At 50.5% G+C, this 24812-nt stretch carries 25 protein-coding genes; 15 read left to right on the plus strand and 10 right to left on the minus strand.

What is annotated here, in order from left to right:
• A complete protein-coding gene (locus ACZ5ZZ_RS09670; RefSeq protein ID WP_464139130.1) occupies positions 1-645 on the plus strand; it encodes a hypothetical protein in 645 nt (214 codons plus the stop codon).
• Positions 642-1748, plus strand: coding sequence for a hypothetical protein (locus ACZ5ZZ_RS09675; RefSeq protein WP_464139132.1), 1107 nt, complete (start codon positions 642-644; stop codon positions 1746-1748). The genes ACZ5ZZ_RS09670 and ACZ5ZZ_RS09675 overlap by 4 nt, the downstream gene beginning before the upstream one ends.
• Positions 1749-1842: 94 nt before the next feature.
• On the opposite strand, the gene ACZ5ZZ_RS09680 is transcribed toward ACZ5ZZ_RS09675, so the two are convergent.
• Together ACZ5ZZ_RS09680 and ACZ5ZZ_RS09685 are read right to left on the minus strand one after the other, a co-directional pair.
• Entirely contained in the window at positions 1843-2262 is a 420-nt protein-coding gene (locus tag ACZ5ZZ_RS09680; protein WP_464139133.1) for a hypothetical protein, read from the minus strand.
• 160 nt (positions 2263-2422) lie between these two features.
• The gene (locus ACZ5ZZ_RS09685; protein WP_464139134.1) at positions 2423-4138 is read right to left on the minus strand and encodes an ATP-binding protein; all 1716 of its coding nucleotides are present in this window, start codon (positions 4136-4138) and stop codon (positions 2423-2425) included.
• Between the two features lie 95 nt (positions 4139-4233).
• Between ACZ5ZZ_RS09685 and ACZ5ZZ_RS09690 the strand changes: the two genes are divergently transcribed.
• Positions 4234-4944 (plus strand): VC0807 family protein, encoded by a 711-nt coding sequence (locus ACZ5ZZ_RS09690; protein ID WP_464130828.1) that lies wholly within the window; start codon positions 4234-4236, stop codon positions 4942-4944.
• On the opposite strand, the gene ACZ5ZZ_RS09695 is transcribed toward ACZ5ZZ_RS09690, so the two are convergent.
• Complete coding sequence (locus tag ACZ5ZZ_RS09695) at positions 4941-5681, minus strand: hypothetical protein (protein ID WP_464139136.1); 741 nt, start codon at positions 5679-5681, stop codon at positions 4941-4943. The two genes, ACZ5ZZ_RS09690 and ACZ5ZZ_RS09695, sit on opposite strands and share 4 nt — an antisense overlap.
• Before the next feature lie 109 nt (positions 5682-5790).
• Between ACZ5ZZ_RS09695 and sohB the strand changes: the two genes are divergently transcribed.
• From sohB to ACZ5ZZ_RS09725, 6 genes are read left to right on the plus strand one after another with little or no spacing between them, the layout of a single operon-like run.
• Positions 5791-6810 carry a protease SohB gene (gene sohB, locus ACZ5ZZ_RS09700; RefSeq protein ID WP_464139137.1) on the plus strand — a complete coding sequence of 340 codons (1020 nt, stop codon included), beginning with the start codon at positions 5791-5793 and terminating at the stop codon, positions 6808-6810.
• Between the two features lie 13 nt (positions 6811-6823).
• The gene (locus ACZ5ZZ_RS09705) at positions 6824-7792 is read left to right on the plus strand and encodes an ABC transporter ATP-binding protein (RefSeq protein WP_464139138.1); all 969 of its coding nucleotides are present in this window, start codon (positions 6824-6826) and stop codon (positions 7790-7792) included.
• 17 nt (positions 7793-7809) lie between these two features.
• Complete coding sequence (locus tag ACZ5ZZ_RS09710; RefSeq protein WP_464139140.1) at positions 7810-8787, plus strand: ABC transporter ATP-binding protein; 978 nt, start codon at positions 7810-7812, stop codon at positions 8785-8787.
• Positions 8788-8826: 39 nt separating this feature from the next.
• Complete coding sequence (locus ACZ5ZZ_RS09715; RefSeq protein ID WP_464117003.1) at positions 8827-10518, plus strand: peptide ABC transporter substrate-binding protein; 1692 nt, start codon at positions 8827-8829, stop codon at positions 10516-10518.
• Positions 10519-10544: 26 nt separating this feature from the next.
• Complete coding sequence (locus ACZ5ZZ_RS09720; RefSeq protein WP_464117004.1) at positions 10545-11516, plus strand: ABC transporter permease; 972 nt, start codon at positions 10545-10547, stop codon at positions 11514-11516.
• Positions 11517-11528: 12 nt separating this feature from the next.
• Complete coding sequence (locus ACZ5ZZ_RS09725; protein ID WP_464117005.1) at positions 11529-12743, plus strand: ABC transporter permease; 1215 nt, start codon at positions 11529-11531, stop codon at positions 12741-12743.
• On the opposite strand, the gene ACZ5ZZ_RS09730 is transcribed toward ACZ5ZZ_RS09725, so the two are convergent.
• A complete protein-coding gene (locus ACZ5ZZ_RS09730; protein ID WP_464139141.1) occupies positions 12715-13650 on the minus strand; it encodes a TIGR02285 family protein in 936 nt (311 codons plus the stop codon). The genes ACZ5ZZ_RS09725 and ACZ5ZZ_RS09730 overlap by 29 nt on opposite strands.
• Before the next feature lie 199 nt (positions 13651-13849).
• Here ACZ5ZZ_RS09730 and ACZ5ZZ_RS09735 point away from each other — a divergent pair, with 199 nt between their 5' ends.
• The 3 genes from ACZ5ZZ_RS09735 to ACZ5ZZ_RS09745 all read left to right on the plus strand — a co-directional run bounded on the left by ACZ5ZZ_RS09735 (position 13850) and on the right by ACZ5ZZ_RS09745 (position 15726).
• Positions 13850-14329, plus strand: coding sequence for a hypothetical protein (locus tag ACZ5ZZ_RS09735; RefSeq protein ID WP_464130834.1), 480 nt, complete (start codon positions 13850-13852; stop codon positions 14327-14329).
• 74 nt (positions 14330-14403) lie between these two features.
• Entirely contained in the window at positions 14404-14643 is a 240-nt protein-coding gene (locus ACZ5ZZ_RS09740) for a Sec-independent protein translocase subunit TatA/TatB (protein WP_347356616.1), read from the plus strand.
• Positions 14644-14700: 57 nt separating this feature from the next.
• A complete protein-coding gene (locus ACZ5ZZ_RS09745; RefSeq protein WP_464139143.1) occupies positions 14701-15726 on the plus strand; it encodes an alkane 1-monooxygenase in 1026 nt (341 codons plus the stop codon).
• On the opposite strand, the gene ACZ5ZZ_RS09750 is transcribed toward ACZ5ZZ_RS09745, so the two are convergent.
• Genes ACZ5ZZ_RS09750 through greA form a run of 3 tightly spaced genes read right to left on the minus strand, consistent with a single transcriptional unit; the run spans position 15686 to position 18960 of the window.
• Positions 15686-16486 carry a glycerophosphodiester phosphodiesterase gene (locus ACZ5ZZ_RS09750; protein WP_464139144.1) on the minus strand — a complete coding sequence of 267 codons (801 nt, stop codon included), beginning with the start codon at positions 16484-16486 and terminating at the stop codon, positions 15686-15688. The two genes, ACZ5ZZ_RS09745 and ACZ5ZZ_RS09750, sit on opposite strands and share 41 nt — an antisense overlap.
• Positions 16483-18432, minus strand: a complete 1950-nt coding sequence (locus ACZ5ZZ_RS09755) for an AsmA family protein (protein ID WP_464130838.1) — start codon at positions 18430-18432, stop codon at positions 16483-16485. Before ACZ5ZZ_RS09755 ends, ACZ5ZZ_RS09750 begins: the two co-directional genes overlap by 4 nt.
• A gap of 39 nt (positions 18433-18471) precedes the next feature.
• Positions 18472-18960 (minus strand): transcription elongation factor GreA, encoded by a 489-nt coding sequence (greA, locus tag ACZ5ZZ_RS09760; protein WP_464130840.1) that lies wholly within the window; start codon positions 18958-18960, stop codon positions 18472-18474.
• Positions 18961-19089: 129 nt separating this feature from the next.
• Between greA and ACZ5ZZ_RS09765 the strand changes: the two genes are divergently transcribed.
• Positions 19090-19350, plus strand: coding sequence for a (2Fe-2S)-binding protein (locus tag ACZ5ZZ_RS09765; protein ID WP_464139146.1), 261 nt, complete (start codon positions 19090-19092; stop codon positions 19348-19350).
• A 3-nt stretch (positions 19351-19353) separates the two neighbouring features.
• Here the strand turns inward: ACZ5ZZ_RS09765 and ACZ5ZZ_RS09770 are convergent, their stop codons facing one another.
• Entirely contained in the window at positions 19354-19791 is a 438-nt protein-coding gene (locus ACZ5ZZ_RS09770) for a (2Fe-2S)-binding protein (RefSeq protein WP_464130842.1), read from the minus strand.
• 130 nt (positions 19792-19921) lie between these two features.
• Here ACZ5ZZ_RS09770 and gloB point away from each other — a divergent pair, with 130 nt between their 5' ends.
• The gene (gloB, locus tag ACZ5ZZ_RS09775) at positions 19922-20674 is read left to right on the plus strand and encodes a hydroxyacylglutathione hydrolase (protein WP_464130844.1); all 753 of its coding nucleotides are present in this window, start codon (positions 19922-19924) and stop codon (positions 20672-20674) included.
• A 4-nt stretch (positions 20675-20678) separates the two neighbouring features.
• Here the strand turns inward: gloB and ACZ5ZZ_RS09780 are convergent, their stop codons facing one another.
• Positions 20679-22043, minus strand: a complete 1365-nt coding sequence (locus ACZ5ZZ_RS09780) for a TIGR01777 family oxidoreductase (RefSeq protein ID WP_464139147.1) — start codon at positions 22041-22043, stop codon at positions 20679-20681.
• Between the two features lie 8 nt (positions 22044-22051).
• The gene (locus ACZ5ZZ_RS09785; protein WP_464139149.1) at positions 22052-23359 is read right to left on the minus strand and encodes a cryptochrome/photolyase family protein; all 1308 of its coding nucleotides are present in this window, start codon (positions 23357-23359) and stop codon (positions 22052-22054) included.
• A gap of 48 nt (positions 23360-23407) precedes the next feature.
• Between ACZ5ZZ_RS09785 and ACZ5ZZ_RS09790 the strand changes: the two genes are divergently transcribed.
• Entirely contained in the window at positions 23408-24808 is a 1401-nt protein-coding gene (locus ACZ5ZZ_RS09790; protein WP_464139151.1) for an ABC1 kinase family protein, read from the plus strand.
• The last annotated feature ends 4 nt before the right edge of the window (positions 24809-24812 follow it).

The raw sequence follows: 24812 nt of genomic DNA on the forward strand, positions 1-24812 counted from the left end.
ATGAACAAATACCTAGTTTCCCTTTTCTGCTTAACACTGGCTGCTTGCGCGCCGACACCCGAAGAAATCAACGATATTAAAAAATCCTACTCGAAACCACAAATGGGCTTCTCAGGTCTTGTGACCGTTCAACACTCTGAATTTAATGGAACCTCTATTCATCTTCCCCAGCAAATCTCTGTGGAGTTTGAACAGGAAGCGGCCACGGGGAAACATTTGTCCCTGTTTAAATCCCCGACCCGTCTTCTTTCATTAAGTCCAAATGAGGACTTTGTTTCCATCGGCTGCAACGAAAGCACGGATATTGAAAGTGTACCGGCCAATTTGAATGTGGATACTCTCAAAATCTGCGGCCGCCACCAGATCGCCCACAACGCCCTGAACATCACTGCCAATACGATCATTTTGGATTCCGCCATTTTGGAATTCATTCCCACCCAATCCCAACAAGGCAGCAATCGCATCACACTTACTTCCAAAATATTTTGGGTTGAAGGGAAAAACAACATCACTCTTCAAGGAGCCAAGATTCCAGGCGGTCGCGCCTTGCCACCGACATTGAATCTGGATGCTGGAATGGTCACCGGCCTTGGCCACCTGAAGGTTCTTTCCAAAGCCAATATTTTTTCCGTGAGTATCAAATGAAGAAAATTCTTGTCGGCCTGACTGCCCTTCTGATTTCAGTTCAGGCCTCGGCCGCAGAAAATTCGGCTCTGCAATCGGTCCTGGAAGCCATGACCCGGCAGTATCTGGAAAGCTATGTGCGGTCCACCGTCATCAAAGAACTGGAAGAATATGCTGGGAAAGCCCTGGCTCAAGATCTTTCGGGCCAGGTTTCAACAGTTCTGGCTGCAGTTAATCTGGTCGACAACGTAAAACAATACAACGAAGCCGAATCCGAAAGTCAGCGCTACCAGGCCTTCTCCCAAGCCGTTGCCAACGCCGTCACCCTGATTCCTGCGGTGGGACCGGCAATCGGCGCCCTTGTGCAACTGGGCGTTCTGGCTCAAGGCATGAGCGCGGCTTTGATTTCAAAAACCTACGCTTTGGAAACAGCAAAAATGATTGCTGAAATCACAGCTATTGAAAAAACCACTTCCGAAATGATTCTGGCGGAGTATGAAAAAGAAAAGGCCGCCTTTACGATACTGATTGCAAGATCCGAGGCACTGACAGCTTTAATCAATCAAAACTCTGTCCTGATCAAATCGCAGTGCTATGGTGTCGACGACATTCTGGTTCCCAATCCCAAAGAGTGTTTGAAAAGTGCGCTGCTTCATAAAAACCTGTTCTATACACAAATGCAGACCATGAATCGCATTGTGAATTTTCAAGGCCGTTTTATTATCACGGCCACCGGAGTTTCTCCGGAAATGCGTGAAAACATGAGACAAATACTCGCCGTGGCGGAGGACGGATTCAAAAAAATTCACAGCGTGATTCTACAAAACATTCAATCCCTCAATGAAGACCGGATCGTTGCTTTACGAATCAAAGCCTCCAGCCGGGCGCGCATTTATCGCTGCGAAAGATTGATCGCAAAAGAACTGTCCGCTCTTTTAAAGGCCCGCGTAGAAATGGAAAATGGTGGTGAGGATATTGTCTTTGCGGAAATGTCTTTACAGGAAAGTCAGCAAAACCTGACGGAACTGACCGAGCAAACCTGTCAGGACACCCTTCCCAAAATGGCCCCCGAGATTTTGCGCATAATGAACGAGCTTGGCTTTTTCGTCGGTCATAGGCCTTAGGCGGATCCAAGACTCCAGGCACTTATTGATGTGGGCCTCTTGCGCAGCAATTGACGCTGCGTAGACCCAAATAAGCACCTGGAACCTTTAGGCTTTAACGAGTGTACCCAACAAAGACTTCCACTTTTGCGCGGGAGCCTCTTAGGTTTTTGCTCACGATTTCCAGCTCGATTCTTTGCAGACGAATTGCGTATTGTCCGTGGACTCTGCGAGAGTAGGATGTCCCGCCGGAGAAATCCCCTTCAAGTTGCGACAGATTCACAAGAGTGCCCGAAGCGGTCTCTCCAGTTACGCGAGTTACGCGGACCTCACCATCATCAACGGCAAAACGCACTTCCTTGACGGCGCGAAGAGTGTCCAAGTTGATACTGAATCTCTGAGGGAAGCCTTTCGGAGCTGTGAACTCGCCGACACGCTCCCAAGAGCGCACTTCACCACGAACATAGTCATCAGACTGGTTACCACCGTGCTGCGGAGGCTCCGGTGGCCAAGGGCGTGACCGCCAACAAAACACCAGCTTAGAAAGACTGATTCAACAGGCTTCCGGCAAGAAAGGTCTTCATAATGACGACCGTCGCCTCCAGCACGCCATTGAACGCCTCAGGCAAACGGTAACAACGACGAAAGACTCAGAATCGCGATAGAGACTTCAGAATCTACAGAAGCATCCCCGCTTAAGCCCGGACGAAGAGCGGAAGTTTGACCAGGACCCGCGTGCCAACTGGCGAGTTTACTTCAAAACTCAAGATCCCGTCCATCTGCCGCACGAAGTCCCGGGTGAATTTCAGACCCACACCGAAGCCATCTTCCGAGGACACCGATTCACCCGTATCCGACAGCCGAGCCAGCAGATCCGAAGATATTCCCGCCCCTTCATCCTGAATCATCAGAACCGCAAAAGCCCCCTCTGTCCGGGCGGCAATCAGAACCTGAGCCTTGTCGGGACTGAACTTGATGGCATTGGACAACAAATTGCGAACGATCGCATCCACCACGCGCGCCGAACCCCAAAGCCAAACCTCCTGCTCAGGCAACTGAACGCCCAGATCCACATTTCGCTGCAACATCTGCGGCACCAGATGACGAACAACGGCTTTGATTCGAGCCCCCAGCTCGACTCCGCCTTTGCTCTCCTCCTCGAAACTCCAGGTCAGGATATTTCGCAAAAGCTCCAGTGAAACCTGGTGGGCTTCATGCACTTTGCCTAAAGAAGACTGCGATCTCCCGGCCTCGTCTCCCGAAATCTGGCGGACCGCATCTTTAAGAAGCATCTGCGTCCCTACCAACGCCCCGGTCAGATCATGTGCCAGAACCGTTTGAACTCGTTTATTAAAACGGTGCATCCTCAGAATCTCTTCATTCAGTTCACGCAGCACCTTGTTGCTTTCCTCCAACTCAGTTACGTCGTTCAATTGCAGAATATGCGCGCGGTTTTCGCCGTGCTGCGATTCCAAGGTGTGTTTTAAAACCTGATAACTGAAGCCCTCAGACTGGTACTTTCCGTCACTTGCCAGAATTTCCGCCAACACTGGAATTTCTTGCGCCGGGCGCCCCCGCCAGCGCTTCTGCAGGCCCAGGATTTTTTCGGCCGCCATGTTGCTACCCCAGTACTCACTGCGTGTGTTCAGAATCACAACCGGCCCCGGCAGGCCCTCAAAAACTCTTTGCTGCGCCAAGGAAGTGATTTCAAAAACATCAACACGAGTTGCCGCATAGTGAATGGCAAGAATAAAGGGCCACAAACCCATTACTTTTAATTGCCGCCACGGCATATCCGGCGAAGCCAGCAAAATGCCAGCCTCCAAAACCAGGGGCCACAGACTTACCGCCACCAACGCTGTTGCATACCGGCGGCGAGCCCCACGCAAAACAATGGCCGCATAGGCCGCGATGGAAAAGGCAAGAACAATACATAAAGCACTATAAACAAACGTGGCGCGAATCAGGGGGCCACGGGTAAACCCCACCAATCCTTGAAAGGCCGGAAGCTCATGAAAATCACTGTAAAACAGCGGAGCCACACCCGGGACCCCCATCAGGCCTGCGGCATTGGCCCCGATAACAAGGACGGGGAACAAAAATATCCAACGCCACCAGCGGCGAAACTTTGCGGAGAGTTCGGAAAAGAACAGGGCTGCAACCAGCAAGAGCCACGCCGGAAACATCAATGGCAAAGCTAACATCCGAAAATGGGTCATGAAAATTTTAAACTGCATATCATCGACCGCCATCGTGCTGATCAATGAAAATGCCCACATGGCATAACCCACTTCGATCACAAAAACCAGCCGATGCAGATAGGAACGACGATAGGACCAAGTCCTCGCCGCATACAAGGTGCTTACAAGAAAGCTGATCGCCGTCGAAAGGTAGATTAAAATCAAAGACATCTAAAAATTGTCCCTGCTCCTTGGACCAAGAGCAACGTCTCTTTGCGCACAGCGCCGACTTGCCTTTTTAGCAGAAGCCGACAAGGATGCTAAGCATGTCAAAACAGGAACCACCTAAAGAGAACGGCCTTTTAAATATTATCTTCAACATCGTACTGCCTGTCTTGATTTTAAATAAATTAAGCAAATTCATTGGTCCATTCTGGGCCCTGATCCTGGCGCTGGCATTCCCTTTGGGCTATGGGGCCTATGACCTTATTAAAAGGAAGAAGTTCAACGCCTTTTCGGCCCTGGGATTACTGAATGTCCTTCTCACCGGAGGTTTGGCTCTGCTGGGACTTAACGGCTTCTGGTTTGCGGTCAAAGAGGCGGCATTCCCCGCTCTGGTGGGCCTCTTTGTGATGGGCTCTGCCTTTACCAAAAAACCCTTCATTGAAACTCTGTTCCTGAATCCGGCTCTGATGAAAGTGGACCTTCTGGAAGAGCGCCTAAAGGCCAACGGCAAACAGAAAGACTTCCATGATCACATGAAAAAGGCCACCATCTGGCTGTCTCTTTCATTTGCTTTCAGTGCCGTATGCAACTTTGTTTTGGCGCGCAAAATCTTTACTGAAATTGATCCAACTCTGACCACGGATGCACAATCTACACTTTTGAATGAGCAGATTGCGCAGATGACCACATGGTCGATGGCCATCATCATGGTTCCCTCCATGCTCTTTCTGCTGGGAATTTTCTGGTACCTGATGAGAGGCATCAAGCAGCACTCGGGCCTCAGCACCGAAGAGCTGCTAAAGGAAAGTTAGAAATCCGTGCCGCCTTCAAAAGGCGGTGGTGGCGGAGGAGGTGGCGGGAAATCCCCGTCTCCACCAAAGCCACCCCCAAAGTCGTCGCCAAACGGAGGCGGTGGTGGAGGTGGTGGAATATCGCCACCAAAATCGTCAACGTTAGGCGCTGGCACGTAGCCCCCATCTCCGCCGAAATCATCAAAGGTGGGCGGTGGTGGGAAAGAACTTCCCCCTCCATAAGAAGATGAAGATGATCCTGACGAACTGGAGCTTCCCGGGGTGACTCGGCCATATTTGGGCTTTGCCCCGTACATGGCGCGCTTGCGGTAATCATATCGAGGGCGATCCTCCAGAAGACCCAACTCCTGAGCCTCCGTAGGAAGATTTTCCCCCCGCGTGACAATCCTTTGTTTGCTCTTTTGCTCGATGTATCTCAGACGCTCTTGCTCATAAGCGTCATCAAACTTTTTCTTAGCAACCGCATCAGCCTTGGCCTCGGGGCCCTCGTCAGAGATGGTTTCAGCTTTTTTGCTCCTCTTATATTCGGCCAAAGCGCGGTCTTTTTGATTTTCCCACTGCTCTTCCTCTTCCAAATAGGCTCTTTCACCCTGTTGGCGGGCCTTTTCAAAGCGTTCTTGAGAGTTATGATGCTGAGCAAAACCTTTAAGACGTGTTTCTTCAGCACTCTCGCCAAAGGCGGCGGAGCTTAAAAGGAGCAAAACCAAAATAAAGGTCTGACGAGCTGAAGAGTTCATTCCTTCTGCCAGTCTATCAGGCTCCCCGCTTTTTTTTGAGCAAACAAAAAAGATGCTCGACCTTTGGCTAAATCATGAATAACGTACACCTTTGTCTCTAAGGAGTACTATGGACGCATTGCAGAGCATCGGGGTTTTCGCAGCACAGACATTTCTGATTCTATTTGCCATTTTGGCAGTGATTCTGGTGATTGCTTTGATTGCCGCCAAAGCCAGCCATAAATCCGAAATCCAAATCGAACTTCTGCATAAGCGCTATAAAAACTTCCGCCACATGCTGAAGGCTCACACGGTCACCAAGTCCGAACGTAAAGAGCTGAAAAAAAAGCTGAAGGAAGAACGCAAAGCCCATGAATCCAAGTCCAGTGACGGCGACAAAAAGATCTTCGTGATCGATTTCGAAGGCGACATCAAAGCCTCTGCCGTTGAAAACCTGCGTGAAGAGGTCACTGCGGTTCTGACCCTGGCAACGCCTCAAGATGAAGTGGTCGTGCGCGTGGAAAGCCCCGGCGGCGTGGTGCACGGCTATGGCCTGGCCGCATCCCAGCTTCTGCGCATTCGTGAAAAGAACATTCCATTAACAGTTTGTGTGGATAAAGTGGCTGCCAGCGGCGGCTACCTGATGTCGGTCACTGCCAACAAGATCCTGTGCGCGCCGTTTGCGATTGTGGGCTCTATTGGTGTTGTGGCTCAGCTTCCAAACCTGCATCGCCTGCTGAAAAAACATGATGTCGACTATAAAGAATACACCGCCGGCGAATTCAAGAGAACTGTCAGCCTTTTGGGCGAAATCACTGAAAAGGGTGAAGAAAAGTTCAAACAACAACTGGAAGACACCCACGCTTTGTTCAAAAGCTTTGTCAGCCGCTTCCGCCCTCAACTGAATCTTTCTGAAGTGGCCACCGGAGAATACTGGTACGGCGAGCAGGCCCTGGGTAAAGGCTTGGTGGATGAAATCCGCACCAGTGATGATTACCTTTTGGCTCTTTCTGAGAAACATCAGGTAGTTAAAGTAAAGTTTGAACATCACCAGAGCCTGAGCGATAAGCTGTCCGGCATTCTGGGTCGCGCTCTGCGCAAAGGCGCCTTGTCGGCAATTGAAGAACTTGAAACCAGACGCTTTCTTTAAGAGGACTTAAGCAATGTCAATTCAACCATTACTTGAAGTAAAAAGCCTCGAAACAACCTTTTCCACCAAGGCCGGCCCTGTTCGCGCTGTGAATAATGTCAGCTACGAAATCCATAAAGGACAGATTTTGGGGATCGTGGGCGAATCCGGATGCGGCAAATCGGTCACCTCTTATTCTTTGATGCGTTTGATCGAACACCCCGGCCGCGTCACCGGAGGCCAGGTCCTCCTGAATGGACGCGACATCCTGAAAATCTCTGAAGCTGATATGGAAGAGGTTCGTGGCGGCGAAATGGCCATGATCTTCCAAGAACCTATGACAGCCTTGAATCCTGTTCTAACCATCGGTTTCCAGATGGACGAGCAGATCATGAAGCACAAAAAGTGCGGGCCCAAGGAGTCCAAGGAACGCGCCATTGAAATGCTTCGCCTGGTGGGCATCCCGTCACCGGAAGAACGTTACAACTCCTACCCTCACCAACTTTCCGGGGGGATGAGACAGCGGGCCATGATTGCCATGGCTCTTTCCTGCGACCCGACTTTCCTCATTGCGGACGAACCAACAACAGCTTTGGACGTAACGATTCAGGCTCAGATCCTGGAACTGATTCAGAATCTGCAGGAAAAACTGAATATGACAGTTCAGTTTATCACCCACGACCTGGGTGTGATCTCGGAGATCTCTGATCGCGTGATGGTGATGTACGGAGGACAGACTTGCGAACAGGCTGACACTTCCGAATTGTTCTTAAATCCCAGCCACCCTTACACCGCAGCCCTGATTGCGTCCCGCCCGAAATTTGGCGAACGTGTTCAGCGCCTGACGACCATTGAAGGCAGCGTTCCGGCGCCATTTGAATTGCCTAAGGGGTGCCCGTTTGTGAATCGCTGTTCACGTGTGAAAAGTGAATGCGCTGGCACCAAACCGCCTTTGGTTGAAATCAGACCAGGTCACAAAGTGGCTTGCTTTAATCCTCTTTAATATTGGGAATTCGAACGATGGATAATATCATTCTTGAAGCCAGAAATATTAAGAAGCACTTCCCGATCAAAAAAGGTCTTTTACTGCGCGAAGTGGCCAGTGTTAAGGCCGTGGACGACGTTTCCTTGGTCGTTCACAAAGGGGAAACTCTGGGGCTGGTGGGTGAATCCGGCTGTGGCAAATCCACCCTGGGCCGCACCCTGATTCGCCTTTACGAACCCACTGCCGGTGAAATCAACTTTGATGGACAGGATTTCCTGAAACTCAAGGGTGAGGACCTGCGCAAAAAACGCAAAAACATGCAGATGATCTTCCAGGACCCTTATGCCTCCTTGGATCCGCGCATGACCGTCGGACAGATCATCCGTCAACCGATGGATATTCACAATGTCGGAAGTTCAGCTGAACGTGATCAGCGCGTTCTGGAGCTGATCGAACTGGTGGGCTTGCGCAAAGCCCATGTGAATCGTTACCCGCATGAATTTTCCGGTGGTCAACGTCAGCGCATCAGTATTGCGCGCGCCATTGCGCTGAATCCTGAACTGATTATCTGTGACGAACCTGTCAGCGCCCTGGACGTGTCTATCCAGGCTCAAATTCTGAACCTGCTGAAGGACCTGCAGGAAAAACTGAAACTGACATACGTCTTTATCTCTCACGACCTTTCTGTGATCGAGCACACCTGTGACCGTATCGCCGTGATGTATCTTGGTAAGATCGTTGAGATCGCCAGCCGTGATGAGCTGTTTAAGAACCCACAGCATCCTTACACTCAGGCTTTGATCGGCGCCATCCCGCGCGTGGGTCAGGGCAAAAAGAAAATGAAGAAGTCCTTGGGGGGCGAAGTTCCAAGCCCGATCAATCCTCCTTCAGGATGCACCTTCCATCCGCGTTGTCCTTATAAAATGGACATCTGCTCGCAGAAAACACCGGTCCTGGAAGGAACTGGAAGCCATAAAAAATCCTGCTGGCTGGAAAAAGCCCCGCAGGTTTAGTTTTTTGTCTTTAATGTTTTTCATCAACAAGGAGAAAGTATGTTGAAGAAATTTGCCAAAGGACTGTCTGTAGCAGCGGGCTTGGCCCTCAGCTCTCAGGCTGTTGCAGCTCCGACAAATGCTGAACTAAAAATCGGTATTTCTCAGGAATTTGAAACAATGAATCCTCTGATCATGAGCATGTCAGCTTCCGCTTACATGTACCGCATGGTGGGCCGCTCTCTGGTGGTTTTAACTCCGGAAGGTAAATGGGTCACTCAGCTAGCCAAAGAAATCCCCTCTTTGGAAAAAGGCACTGCGAAGATCATCGAAGAAGGTGGCAAAAAAAAGATCGTTGCCAACTGGGAAATCATTGAGAGTGCAAAATGGGGCGACGGCAAACCTGTGATCTGCCAGGACTTCATCACCTCCCACACCATCGCGACCAGCCCAACTGTCAGCGTGGGTGAAAAAGAACAATGGACTCAAGTTGAAAAAATCGACATTGATCCGAAGAACCCAAAGAAATGTACTTTCAAATATGAAAAAGCCAAATGGGACTTCTTCACATTGGCTCAGTTCTTCCCGGTTCCCACTCACTTGGAAAAACCTGTCTTTGACAAGTATTCCAAGCAAAAAGAAGGTTACGAGAAGAACTCCAACTATGTTCGCAATCCGACCAATCCGGGCCTTTACAACGGTCCTTATGTGATCAGCGACGTCAAGTTGGGCTCTCACGTGGCCTTTGCCCCGAACCCGAACTTCTATGGCAAACAGCCAAACATCAAAAAAGTGATCGTGAAGCTGATCCCGAACACCGGCACCATGGAAGCCAATCTGCGTTCCGGCACGATTGACATGATTTCCACTTTGGGTCTGGATCTGGACCAAGCCCTGGCCTTTGACAAAAAAGCCAAAGCGGAAAAGCTGCCATTTGATACTCACTTTGTGCCGTCTGTGACTTACGAGCACATCGATCTTCGCCTGGACAATCCCATCCTGAAAGATGTGAATGTTCGTAAGGCGTTGTTGTATTCCATCAATCGTGAGGACCTTGTGAAGGCTCTGTTTGAAAACAAACAGCAAGTGGCTTTGCACAATGTTTCCCCGAAAGACCCATGGTTCACGGCGGATCCAAAAATCATCACGGTGTACCGTTATTCCAAACGTGAAGCAGGAAAATTGCTGGACGCTGCCGGCTGGAAAATGGGTAAAGATGGCTACCGTTATAAAGACGGCAAAAAGCTTTCCATCGTTTTCCAAACAACTGCGGGCAACAAAACTCGTGAGTTGGTTCAGGTTTACCTGCAGAACCAATGGAAACAAGCGGGTATCGAAGTTCTGATCAAGAACGAACCAGCACGCGTGTTCTTCGGCGACACTATGTCTAAGAGAAAATTTGAAGGCATGGCATTGTTTGCCTGGGTTTCCTCCCCGGAAAACAGCCCACGTTCTACAGTTTACTCTAAGGCTATCCCGAACAACAGCAATGGCTGGTCCGGACAGAACTATCACGGTTGGACAAATGCCACTGTGGATAAAAACCTTGAGGCCCTGGATCTTGAGTTCAACGCGAAAAAACGTGCGGACCTGGTTCACGAGATCCTGAAGCTGTACACAGCGGAAGTGCCTGTGTTGCCTCTTTACTACCGTTCAGACATCTCTGTAACTCCTAAGAATCTTAAGAATTACAAAATGGCCGGACACCAGTTCTACGAAACGAACAATATCGAAGACTGGAACTTGAACTAGATCCTGGATTTCTGGAGGACCCTGTTATGACGACATTTATCACCCGCCGCATTTTGCAGACACTCGCTGTGATAGTGATCCTATCCTACGTGTGTTTCTATTTGATGAGCTTGATGCCCGGTGACCCGGTGGACATGATGGTGGCCTCCAACCCCAAGATCACGGCTGAGGACGTAGCCCGTTTGAAATCCCTTTATGGTTTGGATCAACCCGTTTACAAGCGTTATGCGAGCTGGATGGGTTCCATTCTTCAGGGAGATCTGGGCTACAGCCGGACCTATCGTGTTCCTGTTCAGGAACTGATGGGGCCTCGTCTGTGGAATACGTTCCTGCTTTCTGCCATCTCACTGATTCTATCCATCGCCATTGCTGTGCCACTGGGGGTTCTTTCTGCTCTGAAACCAGGAAGCAAAACCGACTACGTGGTCAATCTTTTCTCTTTCGGAGGAATCTCGATTCCGTCCTTCTGGCTGGCGATTGTTTTAATTATTCTTTTTGCCGTGAAGTTCCCTATTCTTCCTGCGGGGGGAACTCAAACTATTGGCGCTGAAAACATGGGTTTCTGGGCGGATCTTAAAGACCGCTCCATTTACCTGATCCTGCCTGTTCTTAGCTTATCGATTCAACAGATCGGACGTTTTTCCCGTTTCACGCGTTCCACGATGCTCGAAGCCATGCGCAATGACTTTATTCGCACCGCACGAGCTAAAGGGCTTTCGCGCTCAACAGTGATCTGGCAGCACGGCTTCCGCAATGCTCTGATCCCTTTGATCACGATTCTAGCCTTGAGCTTCTCAGGCCTGTTCTCTGGGGCTATCTTGACAGAAACCGTCTTTGCTTACCAAGGGGTCGGCAAGCTGGTTTATGACTCCATTATCGGTAATGACTATAATGTGGCGATGATTTCATTTGTGATCTCGGTAAGCATGGTTTTGTTGATGAATCTGGTTGCTGACATCCTTTACGGTTTTGCGGATCCACGCATCTCTTACCAATAGGATCTGTTGTATATGAGCGAAATGACGATGAACGAAGTTGATATCGAAACCAATCAGTTGTCTTCCAAAGATCGGGCCGAGCTGGAAAAAGCCCAGCCGATGTGGAAAATGGTCCTGACGCAGTTCATGGACCACAAACTGGCTGTGGCAGGCGCGGTGATCATCACTGTGTTTATGCTGATTGCCATCTTTGCCGGAACCATCCAAAGCATCACTGACATTGATCCGGATGCCCAAAACGTGGGGAATCGTTATCTGGCTCCATTCACCACAGCCCAGGTCGGTCAGGATGTGCGTGAAACAGAGATCGAGAAATTCATCACTGAAAATCCGGAAGTGGCCGATGCTGTTCAAAAGGCACTGGTTGAAAAAGAAATCGTCGCGGTGGCTGAGGCCGATGCGATCTATGAGCTGGGTGCCAAAGAAACCAAAGAGGCCATTGCGGCCCTGCAGTCCCTGTCTTTGAAAGAGGCCGCTGGACTTGTGTCTTTATTTAAAACCTTTGAAACCTTCCACCTGTTCGGCACCGATGAATTGGGACGTGATGTCTTTATCCGTCTGGTCTATGGCACTCGCGTGTCCATGGGCGTGGGTGTCCTGGTGGCTATTGCTTCGGCTTTGATCGGTCTTTTGATCGGCAGTATTGCCGGATTCTATGGTGGCCTCGTAGATACTGTTTTGATGCGTGTGACAGATGCCCTTTTGTCTCTGCCCCACATTCCGGTTCTGATCGTGATTGCAGCGATCGACATGTCCAAGATCCCGTGGCTGAAGGCCATTATCAGTACTTCGAACGAAAGCATCTTTAAGATGATCATCATCTTGTGTTTGTTCTCGTGGATGTCCGTGGCTCGCCTGGTGCGTGGAAGCATCTTATCTATTCGCGAACGTGAGTTCGTTTTGGCGGCCCGCACTTTGGGTGCCAAGGACAGCACTATTATTGTGCGCCACATGTTCCCGAACGTGATTGCGCCGATGTTGGTGGCCATCACCCTTGGAGTTGGTGAATCCATTTTATTTGAGGCGGCCTTAAGCTTCCTGGGTCTGGGAATCATGCCACCAACCCCAAGCTGGGGGAACATGCTGAACAACGCGCAGGAACTGATTTATCAAGCTCCGTTCCTGGCAATTCTTCCGGGTCTTTTGATCTTCCTGACCACCGTCAGCTTCAACTATCTGGGGGATGGTTTGCAGGATGCTATTGATCCAAAGGCGATCCGCCGCTAAGACTTTTCTCAGGGACCGTGGTCCACGGTCCCTTGGCTCTTCTTTGATAAAACTCCTCTAAAATTTTCCTGTTCGCCTTCAAGGTTTCAGGGTCCAACCAGGACTCAATGGCAGCCTGATATCCGCGGGTGCTGGCCAGACTCTGCAAAACCTCATCCGCTTTTAAAACCACGTTTCGCCCCCATTCATTCTTCGTGCATGCCAGATAGAATGTCACAGCCGGATGGGATTCCTTGATATTCTTCATCAGCAGCGGTTTTTGTTGGTAATTTCTTTCATTGAAAGCACTCACCACCGCCTCATACTCAATGCTGTAATCATAGCGACGTTTTTTTATCATACGCATGATTGGCACATACCCCTCGGGAGTCGGTTCTATAAAAATTGACGAAGATTCCGCCGCTTTTTTCAAAATTGAATCTATCTGCTCGCCATAAGATCTGTTTTTTACAAACACACCTTTCCACTTTTTGTTGTTCAGTATCTCCTGCAAAGAGGGTTCATTGGGAAGCTCGTTTAACAGATCTGCCCGCGCCGTCAGAATCACGTAGCTGTGAGGCACCTGATAAGCCAGAGCTGTGAAATACGCCCATTTTTCGCGTTCAGGGGTTTTCAAGGCCACGCCAGAGCAGACGTTCTTATTTCTTTTCCATAGCTCCAGCGTGCGGGGCATGTCTGCATACAAATCCACGAACTGATAGTTCACCATGCGTTCGGCCAGAATCTTTTTTAGCCGGTCTGCACGCCCTGATTCCTTGTTGGGACCTTTGAGAATAAAGAAGGGTTCCCAATCCGTAACCGCCCAGGGAATTGCCACACGCATGTCCCCTTGTAGCGCGGATGTCTGAGCCCAGAGGGACTCGACAAAGCAGCCTAATACTAGAAGAAGAACAATGACACTCTTCACATCAACACCCTGACAATAGGTTACTCCTGCACCCTTCAACACCCAGCATGTAATTTACCAAGCCGAGGTCTTGCACCTGCCGACAAAAGACTGTTCAACGGTGTAAAAAACACAAGGACTCCTGAACCAAACCCGATTAGGTGGGGCTCAGAGGCGGCATGGATCTTGTTATAAGGAAACTTGTTAAAATGGGGTTGATATGAAAACGATATTATCTTTCTTCGCCACAATCTTCTTTTCTTTATCTGCACTGCCACAGTCCTCTGCAGAGCTGACTTGTCGTGCTCAAGCCAAAGAGATCGCATTGCAGACCTATTCATCCTGTATCACCGAAGCACGTAACAGCCAGGTCGATGAAATCCGAAAAAATTATCAAAAGGAACTGGCTGACCTGAAGGCCAAGTACGACCAAGAGCTAAAGAAAATGGGCTCCGTCGGTCCTAAAAAAGCCCAGACCGCCCCTGCTGCAAAGGTGCAAAAGGCCCCCGTGGCTGCCAAAGGTATCGCCAAACAACTTCCTGGCAAGGCTCCTGTAGCCTCTGACGACGCTATGCCGGTCCAGACGGTCTCTGAAGGAACCAAGGTGGTTGCTGTCGGTACTGAGGAAAGCTCTGATGCCCTGGAAAAAGAGGCCGCGGATGCAGATCAGGTCGAAATAATCGAAATGCCAGTGGAATAACCCTAGACAGGCATTGATTTTCCTCCCGGACAGGTCTAAAAAGTGTACACTTTAAGACATTCGGGAGGACCCCCATGGGTGAGTTTAGCCTTACACACATTCTTCTTCTTGCTGTTATCTTTTTGATCTTCTTCGGCCCAAGCCGCCTGCCTCAATTGGGTCAGTCTATGGGTAAAGCCATCCGTGGCTTCAAACAAGGTCTGAACGAAATCGACGTGGACGCTAAAGATATCCATGACAACCAGCAAGTGTCCCACCAAAACAAACAAAATGTGGGTCAGACACAAAAACAAAACGAAACACATAATTCTTAATTGAACTTTGGTGCTCGTCTTTAAAGCCTTCAAGGTGCTAAGCTTTTACTTAGAACCATGAAGGCTTTTTTGTTTTATTCCCGTTACAGTCTTTCTTATCTGATGGCCCTGGGCTGTCTGCTGGGCGCAAGCCTTGGTGGCGCTTGGACCTATCTCGGTGTCGTTCTTCTGTTTGTCCTTCATCCCGTGATAGACAACTGGCAAGTCCCCGTGACACAGACCCCGGAACTTCGCCCGCCCTCCAAATGGGCCGACGCTCTGCTGGTGTCAGCACTCCCCTTCATGTGCCTTTTTCTTTTTGTCGGCGTCATTCATTCGATGAAAGCTTCCACTTTCGAACTGATCGGACTGATTCTTTCTTTTGGCGCCTACAGCGGTGTGCTGGGCATCAACACCGCTCATGAACTGATTCACCGGCGTGAACAACAAATGCGCGGCCTGGGTGTCGGGCTTTTGGTTTTATCCAACTTCGGGCACTACGCCATCGAACACGTCTTTGGCCATCATAAGAATGTCGCCACCCCTTTGGATCCCGCATCGGCACGCAGGAATGAATGGATCTACAGTTATCATCTGCGCTCTTTCTTCGGAGGCCTGGCAGGTTCTTTTGCTTTTGAGTTTCGTCGCCTGCGCAACAAAGGATGGGGGCACGTCCCCAAACACCGGGTTTTCTGGTACCTGCTGCTGCAGACACTGGTGACCGTGGCCGTGTATGCGTTGTACGGAAAAATGGCCCTGATCTTCTGGATGGGACAAAGCCTTGTGGGAATTCTGTTGTTGCAAACAGCCGACTATATCGAACATTACGGCTTACAGCGAGCCCTGCGGGACAACGGCATGTATGAAGGGCTCAAGGCTCATCATTCGTGGGACAGCTATCACCGCTGGACAAATTACAGCCTGATCAATCTGGGCTATCACTCCCATCATCATCTGAAGGCCACCTTGCCCTTCCCGGAGTTGCAACAACAACCCCAGGCTCCACGACTGCCCTATGGATATTCCGCCATGGCTTTACTGGCCTTTGTCCCGCCTGCATTTTTTAAAGTGATGAATCCACGCTTACCACAGAATCAGAAATAACACTGATCGCACCCGCCTGCAGATACTTCCGAACCTCGTCGGGATCATTCACGGTCCACAGGGCCACCGGCACCTGACGTTTTTTCCAGCGTGTGACCGCGTCCGGTTTTACATAGTTGTGATCCAGATGAAGAGCATGAACACCAATATAAGGGGCCAGCCACATCTGGCGCAGATAAATCTTGTTTTCCGGATCATCTTCACCCGTGGCCAGCAGCGCCCGGGGCACTGTGGGCAGCAGACGTTTCATCCTCCACAAAGCAAGTGGATTGAAGCTGGAAAAAAGAACTCGCGACTCACACCCATGTTTGCGCACCAGCGCAGCCACTGCCTCTTCCAGCGGACCTTGCCAGACAGAGTTGGATTTCAGCTCGATATTGATAAAACGAGGCACTTGCGACGAGGTCAACACCTCTTCCAGAGTGCAAACTTGCGCCCAGACTTTCAAGTGTTCAACAGTGGAATCGGACACACGGTCTGTCCGCTGCTTTCCCAATCGCCGCAGATCCGCATCGTGAAACACCACAGGGATTGCCTCGGCAGAAAGGCGCACATCGAGTTCAAACATTTCAAAACCCTGGGCTTTGGCAGCTTCAAAGGCAGATAAAGTATTTTCCTGCGCGCCGTCTTGCCAGTATCCACGATGAGCCTGCACCGGCGGAGGTCGCAAAGCTGTCTCAGGCCAGGGCACAGCCTTCCACGTCCAATGGCGATACAGAAAAAATCCCAGCAAAATAAACGTCAGTATCAGTGCCGTCATTTTTCTTCCACAAACACGGGCTGTTCACGATTTCCCTGAATCTGCCAATGCCGGCGAATCTTTCCTTCTTTGACCGTCACTGTCCCCTTCAACTCGGCGTTGTCATCCCAGGCCCCCTCGGTCATCAAGCGGCCCGCTTTGCCGACGTGCCCCTGGAACTGCTTCCATGTAAGATGTTTGAAGTTATCAGACTGCATGACACCACTGACGGACTGCAAAGACAGGTCGCCGGACTTCCACCAAGAATTCAACGTCACCTGTTTTAAAACCTGCGCTGTCGGCGACTGTGGCCCCACTTTCATGGATTGAATCTGCGTATTCAGAAGGACTTCGTTGCGGACCCAGTCGAAGTTGGCTTTGGTTTTTCCAAGACTGACGCCCTCCACATCCATCGAGTGCAGACGCACAAGTCCTTTCAGGGCCTGAATCTTTCCATCTTTCAGGCGCAAGTCCCCGTCCATACTGAGAAGGCCAATGCTTCCCCCGTGAGTCATCAACTTCTGCACCGGTGGTGCCAACGACAACTCATCAATATGGGATTTCACTTCAAGCTCTTTAAAATCCCGATCCGCACGGAAGCGAACATCACCGACAAAGACACCGCCTCTTGGTTCCACACGTTTGATCTGGAAAGTCCATAGGTCCTTTTCCAAAGTCACGTCACCTGTCATGGTCTCGATCACCTGCAGTTCACGCTGACCTTTGTTGGAAAAGACAAACTCCAGACCCGTATGTTCACCCGTCATGCGCATTTTCTGGTCCGACACGATTTCAGCCCGACCGGCAAAAGTCCCAAGACTTCCCAGAATGCCCGTTTCTTTCGGACGATTCAGCAACACCAGCAGTTTTTCAACATCCAATTTCTTAATATCAATACGAATGGGATCGTACTGCAAAGGCTCCAGCGAGGAGATGTTGATGCGCTCGACATACATTTCTCCGAGGTCGCCCTCCATTTTCAGGTCCCGGACCTCCAGTGGAGATGTGCGGATTTGATCCAGGGGTGCGGAGAATCGCGCCTTCGTGGAAAGCCACACCTGGCGACCATTAAGATCCTTGGAGGCCAGATCATACTTCTGCAAAATGGCCAGAATCTGACTCAGGGGAATATGCTTCAGATCTGTTTCCATCGCCAGCAACTGATCCCCCAGGTTGTAATTGGCGATCACACTGTAATGCCCTTCGCGCCAGTTGCCGAAGAAATGCGCCTGCACCGCCGCTTCCGGGGACTCTTTGTACTGCAGATACAAGTTTGCATGGGAAAGATAATCCCCAACCTGACGGTCCTTCAAAAGATGACTTTTTGCGGTCACTTCGATGACCTTCGGTTCAAAGGACTTCACCTTCACAGCGAAATTCATCAGTTCCGTGGAGTATTGGGGATGTTTTTCCGAAGAAATACGCAAGGTGCGAATGAACACACCACGAATGTCATTGCGATATTTTTTACTTTGTTCGGACGGCGACAGTGTCACGGCCGGGCGCGGAGCTGGAGCCAGCTTCACCTTTTCTGATTCCTCAGGAGCACAATTTGTGGGATCTGAGCGCAGGGTCAGTGCCATGGTATTGGCCTCCACCGTGCGCACCGGCGCTCCGCCACGAAGCAGACTGACAAATGAAAGCGGCAAACGAAGCTCGTCAATTTCCATCACCGGGGAACCCCAGCAGGTTTCAGTGGCTTCCATTTTCACATTGGAGATGATCACGGCAAAGCGCGGAAGGATTCCGTTACTTAAACTCAAGGAAGCCGAGGAAAAACTGACTTTGACGTCTTTGTGAATATGGCTGGCCGCTTTTTCAATGCGAGCAGCAATCCGCGACGGCGACAACAGGGACTTGGTCGTGTAACCCAGAAAAAAAGCCAGGATCAAACCAGTCAGTAGAATGGTCATTCCCGGCTGTTCAGCAATAAGATGTCGATCGGATAAACGTCTGCGCGAGTCCATGTCTCATTCTCACAGAGAAGGACATGGACCGACAAGAGATTACTTGTATTCGAAGGAGATGATTTCGAATTCTTTATCGCCCTTAGGGCTTTGCACGGTCACAGTGTCACCGTCTTTTTTGCCGATCAAAGCACGCGCCAAAGGAGACAAGATGGAGATCATGCCCTTTTTAACGTCCGCTTCGTCAACGCCCACGATCTGGTAAGAGAACTCTTCCTCAGTTTCGGTATCAACGATCTTAACAAAAGCCCCAAAGACAATGCGATCTGCCTTGATGGCGGAGGTGTCGATTACATCAGCGCCGGCCAGTTTGCCTTGAATTTCAGCAATACGACCTTCAATCATCGCCTGGCGTTCTTTTGCAGACTCGTATTCTGCGTTCTCAGAAATATCCCCTTGAGCACGAGCTTCTTCGATAGCCAAGATCACAGAGGGTCTTTCTTCCAACAACAGCTTCTTAAGCTCAGCATCTAGCAAAGCTTTTCCGCGGATAGTCATAGGAAGTTTATCAGGTGTACCATTAGCCATTTCAGCTCCAGTGTTAGAAGGACACATGTTGTACCGGATTCTTGGGCTCTTTTCAATGTATCTATGACGCTTAGCAGTGACGCGGCTTCTCGGGTACCCTTTTCGGATGCGGGGCATTACAATTAATCTATGGGCGCCAAGAAAAAAACCGAAATCATCTGCCGATGCAACAATGTCAGCCGCGAGACCATTGAGCAGGCCATCCGCAATGGCGCTACGACTCTGAACGATATTTTTGATACCACTTCGGCTGGGGTGGGTCCCTGTGGCGGATCCTGTCGCAGAAAGCTGGGGCCCCTTCTGGAACACTTCCTAAAGACCGGCACCTTCCCCGAAAAAATCGTTGAGGATCTGACAGGCAAAGCGCCTCTGCCCAAGAAAGACGAATAAGTTTTAAGCTGTTTTTTTGCCCAGACGGAAATCGATGATCTTTTGCACTTCCGGACGGCACGTTCCGCAATTGGTGCTGGCATTGGTCTGACGACTGACCACTTCGGTGGTGTGAGCCCCGGCGATGACAGCTTGGTCCACCGTGTGCGCCGCCACAGATCGACAGTGACACAATTCCTCGTCCTGATACGGAAACACCCATTCTCCACGCAGTTTCAAAATCATTTCCCGCAATAGCAGACTTGAGTGGTCCCGCCCTTCAGGCAACGGCCACTTTTTAAGATCCGCACCGAAGTGCTTTCTCATTGTCTGCATCATATCCATAAACTGCGAGCAACCCATGATTGAAACCTTCTCCACGGCACCGGGAGCCTGGGGGTCTTCCCCCTGACATTCCACTTCGATAAAATCCCGTCCGTCCAACTCAACTTTGATCTTCATATAAACACATATGATATAGTATTGGACCCGGCCCCCCAAGACCAGTTATGCAGGTACACAAGTACACACCTTGGTCTTGTCGCCAACGCCCGAAACTGGGACACTACCCTGAAGACAAAGGAATTCCCCCATGCACAACACACGAGTCGAGCTTCTTCCCATTTTTGACGACAACTACATTTTTGTGCTCATCAATGAAGATCTGCAGTCGGCCGTCGTGGTGGATCCCGGTGAAAGCTCCTCCGCAGAGAATTTCTTATTAAAACACGATCTGACTCTGGCGGGCATTCTTCTGACTCATCATCACGCTGACCATATCGGTGGCGTTCATGCCCTGAAAACACGCTTCCCTTGTCCCGTCTATGCACCCGTGAAAAACAAAACCCAGATTCCCTTTGCCGATCATTATCTGCGGGAAGGCGATATCGTCACCCTGCCGCCGTTTTCCTTCCAGGTCCTGGAGCTTCCCGGCCACACACTGGGGCACATTGCTTACTGGAACTCAGAACACAAGTGGTTGTTTTCAGGTGATGTGATTTTCGGTCTGGGCTGCGGCCGACTTTTTGAGGGAAGTTATGAAGAAGCCTTTCACAGTCTGCAAAGAATCAAGGCCCTTCCGCCTGAGAGCCTGATTTACTGCTCCCATGAATACACGCAAAGCAATCTGCAGTTCTGCCGAAGTCTCTCTGCAGATAACAACAGCCCGCTATCAGGAAAGGCAATGCCCCTGGAAGCCTATGCCACTGAGCTGCACAACAAACGCAGCCACCAACTTCCCAGCGTGCCCCTGAAACTTGGCATCGAAGTCACAGCCAATCCTTTTCTGCTGGCCCGGGACGTGGCGCAGTTCCGTTATTTAAGGGATCTGCGCAATCGATTCTAAGATACTAAAGGTGATTGTTAAAGCCCTCTGAGGCAATGAACTTGCGACGGAAGGCGAAGATATTCTCCACATCCTTACGAACAAAGCGACTGGCCATCAGCCAGCCAAGGTATCCCATCGGCAAACGGTAGCGCACCCGATCCACCATCAGAGTTCCCCCACAGAAAGGCCGGAACTCGTGCGTATGATGCCAAAGTCGATAGGGGCCTTTGAGCTGATTGTCGACGAACTTAAACGGCGGTTGCCACTCATCGATCTCGGTCTTCCATTTGGCCGGCACGCCATGAATTTTCAGACGATAATCGATGTGTGTCCCCTGGCCAATTTCCGGGGTCGACATTCCTTCAATTTCAAAATTCAATGTCGGTGGAGTGATCTTTTCCAGATTGTGCGCCTCTTTGAAAAACGGGAAAAGTTTTTCCGGAGGCAGGGGCACAAACTGCTCGGCCACAAAGACCTCCTCGCCTTGCTTGAACGGAGCGCATATTTCCCCCAAAGCCTCGGCAAGATTTTCGTACTGAAACTTATAACCCCACTCCCGAGCCTTGTCGGCACATCCTCGGCTGGAAGACACCAGCACCTGCGCCATCTCGCCAAAAAGAAGATTCAGTGCGAACATCGGGACCGCCGGCCCCAGACGAGCCCCCACCGCGTGCGCCAGCGCCTGGGAAAAATCACGATTGGTCACTGGGAACGGAGCCACACCATTCATCGGTCCGTGCGCCTGAGGGTTTTCCAAAGCCAACAAAAACAGTCCCACAATGTCCTTGATGTGAATCCAACTCATCCACTGCTCGCCCGAGCCCAGAACGCCGCCCACCCCACTGCGGAAAGGGAAAAGCATCTGATCCAGAGCCCCTCCCTGACGTGCTAAAACCACTCCAGTACGGATGAAGACCGTGCGACCAGGAGCCCGGGCCGCGGCAGCCTCCCATTCTTTGCAAAGCTTGGCCAGGAAATCCTGACCAACCACTCCGTCCTCGGTCAGCACTTCAGATCCACTGTCACCATAAAAGCCAATCGCCGACCCCGACACAAACACCTTCAGAGTCTTCGACAAAGACTGCACCAGATTTTTCGTGGCAGTGACCCGTGACTCATAGATCTTTTTCTTTTTTTCCTCTGTCCAGCGACTGCCGGCGATGGATTCACCCATCAGATTAATCACGGCCTCCATCTGCTCCAGACGGGCGTCCTGCAAAGGTGCGTGACTCAAATCCCCCTCAAGGACCTCACAGGGAAAAGGCAAAAGCTCTTTGGCTTTCTGCGCACTTCGACTGACGACAAAAAGATCATGTCCTTTTTCAGCCAGAATCTTTCCCAGCTCTCGACCAATAAGTCCAGTGGCTCCAGTGATAAGAATGCGCATAACTTCCCCTATTTTTTCAATACTTGAGTGAAAGCCTGCAGGCAGCGCCCACGAGCTTCGTTGTGATCCACCATCGGTTCAGGATACTGGGCAGTTCCCCATTCAGGAACCCACTTCTTCACATACTCGCCTTTTGGATCAAACTTGTCCAGTTGGGCGGAAGGATTGAAGATTCGGAAGTAAGGAGCCGCATCACAGCCCGAACCCGCCGCCCACTGCCAGTTACCATTGTTGGCAGCCAGATCATAATCCAAAAGTTTTTTGGCAAAGTATCTTTCGCCTTCGCGCCAGTGAATCAGCAGATGTTTGCACAGAAAACTTGCCACCACCATCCGCACCCGGTTGTGCATGTAGCCCGTGGCATTGAGTTCTCGCATACCCGCATCCACCAGAGGATAACCGGTTTGACCGTCACACCAGCGCTGGAAATCCTTGGGGGCCCGGCGCCAGGCAATCTTGTCATACTCCGGACGGAAGCTGTGTGTTTCCACCTGGGGATAGTGCCACAGAATCTGCATAAAGAAATCACGCCAGATCAACTCACTCAACCAAACGTCGGAGTGCTTTTGTCCTTCGCGAGCCAGCTCACGCACGCTGACGGTTCCGAAACGCAAATGTAACCCCAGGTGCGAGGTCCCTTTGCTGTTGGCCGGAAAGTCCCGTTCCTTGGCATAGGATTTCAGCATTTTTGTAGAAAGCTCCAACGACGGGAATTCAATCTTGGTTCTAACAAAGCCCAGTTCCTGCAAGGCAATCATCGGCTCGCCCTTACGAACCTTCAAGAAGCTGCTTTCATAAAGTTCATTGGGATAGGACTTCAGATAAAAGCCATTCAGCTTCTTAAGGACTTTGTTCTTATAAGGAGTGTACACCGTGTAGGGCTTCCCGCTGTCGGTCAGAATCTCGTCCTTTTCAAACAGGGTCTGATCTTTGAATGTTTTAAATTCAATCTTTTGCTCTCGCGCCCAGGCTGCGACCTTCTCATCGCGCTTGCGCGCGGCAGGTTCATAGTCGTGATTGGTGTAGATGGCCTTGATCGAGTGCTCTGCGGCTAACGCCCGCAACACCTCTAATGGACTGCCATGGCGCACTAGCAAATCCGAAGTTTTTTTCTGCAGCTGCATCTTAAGATCTGACACGGTGTCATAAATGAAAGTCACACGCGGGTCCGCAGTATCGTCGAGCTTACTGAGGATCTCAGTGTCAAAGATAAACAGAGGCAACACCTCCTGCTGTTCTTTCAGAGCGTGATAAAGACCCGCATTGTCATCAAGACGAAGATCCCGGCGAAACCAAAACAATGTGATTTTTGACATAGGAATAAAAGTTTAACATTCCAGCGACTTAAGGTAAATTGACATCCTATGGACGACAAAAAGACTGCCAAAAAACAAAATAAGCAGATCGAACGGATCAAGTCGTCTGTTTTCTCTCGCAGCCTCTCCTTGGCGAAACTCACGCTTCAGGCCGGGGCCTCTATTGCTCAGCACGGTGTGACCACCGCTCTGAAAAGTAAAGAAAGTAAAGAAGACAACTGGAAGCAGCTCCTGCAGAATCAAGCCCTGAACATCAGTTCCGAACTGGGTGAACTCAAAGGCAGCCTGATGAAGGCCGGCCAGATGCTGTCCATGTATGGTGAGCATTTTCTGCCACCGGAAGCCAATCAGCTTTTAAAGTCTCTGCAACATGACTCCCCGCCTCTTTCCTGGGAGGCCATTGAACCCAGCCTGAATAAACATCTTCCCCCGGAAAAACGAGACCTTTTAGAGATCGAAAAAGAAGCCTTGGCTTCCGCCTCCATGGGACAGGTCCACCGGGCTCGTATCAAGGCCACGGGTGAAAGTATTGTTCTGAAAATACAGTACCCCAATGTGGACCGGGCCATCGACAGTGACCTGCGCGCCATACGCACGCTGCTGGGCACCCTGAAGCTGCTCCCTAAGGACTTCAACATGGATCCAATCTTTGCTGAAGTTCGTGAAATGCTGATACAAGAGACAGACTACGAATTGGAAGCCCAACTGACCGAGCAGTTCTATGAACGCCTGGCCGGTGATACCCGCTATGTCGTCCCCCGGGTTTTACGTGAATTTTCAGGTCCCAAGATTCTGGCCACTTCCTTTGAACGCGGCCTGCGCGCCGACGACACGTTAATTCAAAGCCTGCCACAAGAGCGCCGCAACCGACTGGCATTGAACTTTTTGGATCTCTACTTCAAAGAGGTTTTTGACTGGGGCGTGGTGCAGACAGACCCTCATGCAGGAAACTATCGCATCCGCATTGACCCCCAAGGCCGGGACCAATTGGTTCTTTTTGATTTCGGGGCGACCCGCGCCTATGACCTGGATTTCCTGACCCCTTACCGTCGTATGGTCAAAGGGTCTTTGTTAAACGAAAGAGATCTTTTCCTCCAGGCCGCCCGCGATCTGCGTTTTATTCGCGACAATGATGACCCCGAGCTCAAAAGGCTTTTTGAGGAATTCTGCTTTGAAACTGTCGAGCCCTTTATTGAATATTCGGACCCTCGCAACAGCGAAGGACAGATTGATGTGGATGGCACTTACGACTGGAAGAACACCACTTTGCCGCAAAGACTTTCCAAAAAAGTCTTTCAAATCATCCGGGGTTTCCATTTCCGCTCACCTCCACGCGAAATTATTTTTCTGGATCGTAAAACCGGCGGAGTTTTCATCTTTCTGGCGGTCTTACGAGCCAAGATTCGCGGCCGCGACCTGCTGTTAAAATATATTGAGAGGATACCTTAGCTTT

Source organism: Bdellovibrio sp. HM001 (assembly GCF_055397275.1).

What these genes read in the sequence shown, in the direction of transcription:
- ACZ5ZZ_RS09790 (WP_464139151.1), top strand. Translation starts at nt 23,408, where the DNA reads ATGGACGACAAAAAGACTGCCAAAAAACAAAATAAGCAGATCGAACGG.
- sohB (WP_464139137.1), top strand. Translation starts at nt 5,791, where the DNA reads ATGGACGCATTGCAGAGCATCGGGGTTTTCGCAGCACAGACATTTCTG.
- ACZ5ZZ_RS09780 (WP_464139147.1), bottom strand. Translation starts at nt 22,043, where the DNA reads ATGCGCATTCTTATCACTGGAGCCACTGGACTTATTGGTCGAGAGCTG.
- ACZ5ZZ_RS09715 (WP_464117003.1), top strand. Translation starts at nt 8,827, where the DNA reads ATGTTGAAGAAATTTGCCAAAGGACTGTCTGTAGCAGCGGGCTTGGCC.
- ACZ5ZZ_RS09770 (WP_464130842.1), bottom strand. Translation starts at nt 19,791, where the DNA reads ATGAAGATCAAAGTTGAGTTGGACGGACGGGATTTTATCGAAGTGGAA.
- ACZ5ZZ_RS09785 (WP_464139149.1), bottom strand. Translation starts at nt 23,359, where the DNA reads ATGTCAAAAATCACATTGTTTTGGTTTCGCCGGGATCTTCGTCTTGAT.
- ACZ5ZZ_RS09755 (WP_464130838.1), bottom strand. Translation starts at nt 18,432, where the DNA reads ATGGACTCGCGCAGACGTTTATCCGATCGACATCTTATTGCTGAACAG.
- ACZ5ZZ_RS09765 (WP_464139146.1), top strand. Translation starts at nt 19,090, where the DNA reads ATGGGCGCCAAGAAAAAAACCGAAATCATCTGCCGATGCAACAATGTC.
- ACZ5ZZ_RS09720 (WP_464117004.1), top strand. Translation starts at nt 10,545, where the DNA reads ATGACGACATTTATCACCCGCCGCATTTTGCAGACACTCGCTGTGATA.
- ACZ5ZZ_RS09740 (WP_347356616.1), top strand. Translation starts at nt 14,404, where the DNA reads ATGGGTGAGTTTAGCCTTACACACATTCTTCTTCTTGCTGTTATCTTT.
- ACZ5ZZ_RS09685 (WP_464139134.1), bottom strand. Translation starts at nt 4,138, where the DNA reads ATGTCTTTGATTTTAATCTACCTTTCGACGGCGATCAGCTTTCTTGTA.
- ACZ5ZZ_RS09710 (WP_464139140.1), top strand. Translation starts at nt 7,810, where the DNA reads ATGGATAATATCATTCTTGAAGCCAGAAATATTAAGAAGCACTTCCCG.
- ACZ5ZZ_RS09750 (WP_464139144.1), bottom strand. Translation starts at nt 16,486, where the DNA reads ATGACGGCACTGATACTGACGTTTATTTTGCTGGGATTTTTTCTGTAT.
- ACZ5ZZ_RS09675 (WP_464139132.1), top strand. Translation starts at nt 642, where the DNA reads ATGAAGAAAATTCTTGTCGGCCTGACTGCCCTTCTGATTTCAGTTCAG.
- ACZ5ZZ_RS09695 (WP_464139136.1), bottom strand. Translation starts at nt 5,681, where the DNA reads ATGAACTCTTCAGCTCGTCAGACCTTTATTTTGGTTTTGCTCCTTTTA.
- ACZ5ZZ_RS09690 (WP_464130828.1), top strand. Translation starts at nt 4,234, where the DNA reads ATGTCAAAACAGGAACCACCTAAAGAGAACGGCCTTTTAAATATTATC.
- ACZ5ZZ_RS09735 (WP_464130834.1), top strand. Translation starts at nt 13,850, where the DNA reads ATGAAAACGATATTATCTTTCTTCGCCACAATCTTCTTTTCTTTATCT.
- gloB (WP_464130844.1), top strand. Translation starts at nt 19,922, where the DNA reads ATGCACAACACACGAGTCGAGCTTCTTCCCATTTTTGACGACAACTAC.
- ACZ5ZZ_RS09725 (WP_464117005.1), top strand. Translation starts at nt 11,529, where the DNA reads ATGAGCGAAATGACGATGAACGAAGTTGATATCGAAACCAATCAGTTG.
- greA (WP_464130840.1), bottom strand. Translation starts at nt 18,960, where the DNA reads ATGGCTAATGGTACACCTGATAAACTTCCTATGACTATCCGCGGAAAA.
- ACZ5ZZ_RS09705 (WP_464139138.1), top strand. Translation starts at nt 6,824, where the DNA reads ATGTCAATTCAACCATTACTTGAAGTAAAAAGCCTCGAAACAACCTTT.
- ACZ5ZZ_RS09745 (WP_464139143.1), top strand. Translation starts at nt 14,701, where the DNA reads ATGAAGGCTTTTTTGTTTTATTCCCGTTACAGTCTTTCTTATCTGATG.
- ACZ5ZZ_RS09670 (WP_464139130.1), top strand. Translation starts at nt 1, where the DNA reads ATGAACAAATACCTAGTTTCCCTTTTCTGCTTAACACTGGCTGCTTGC.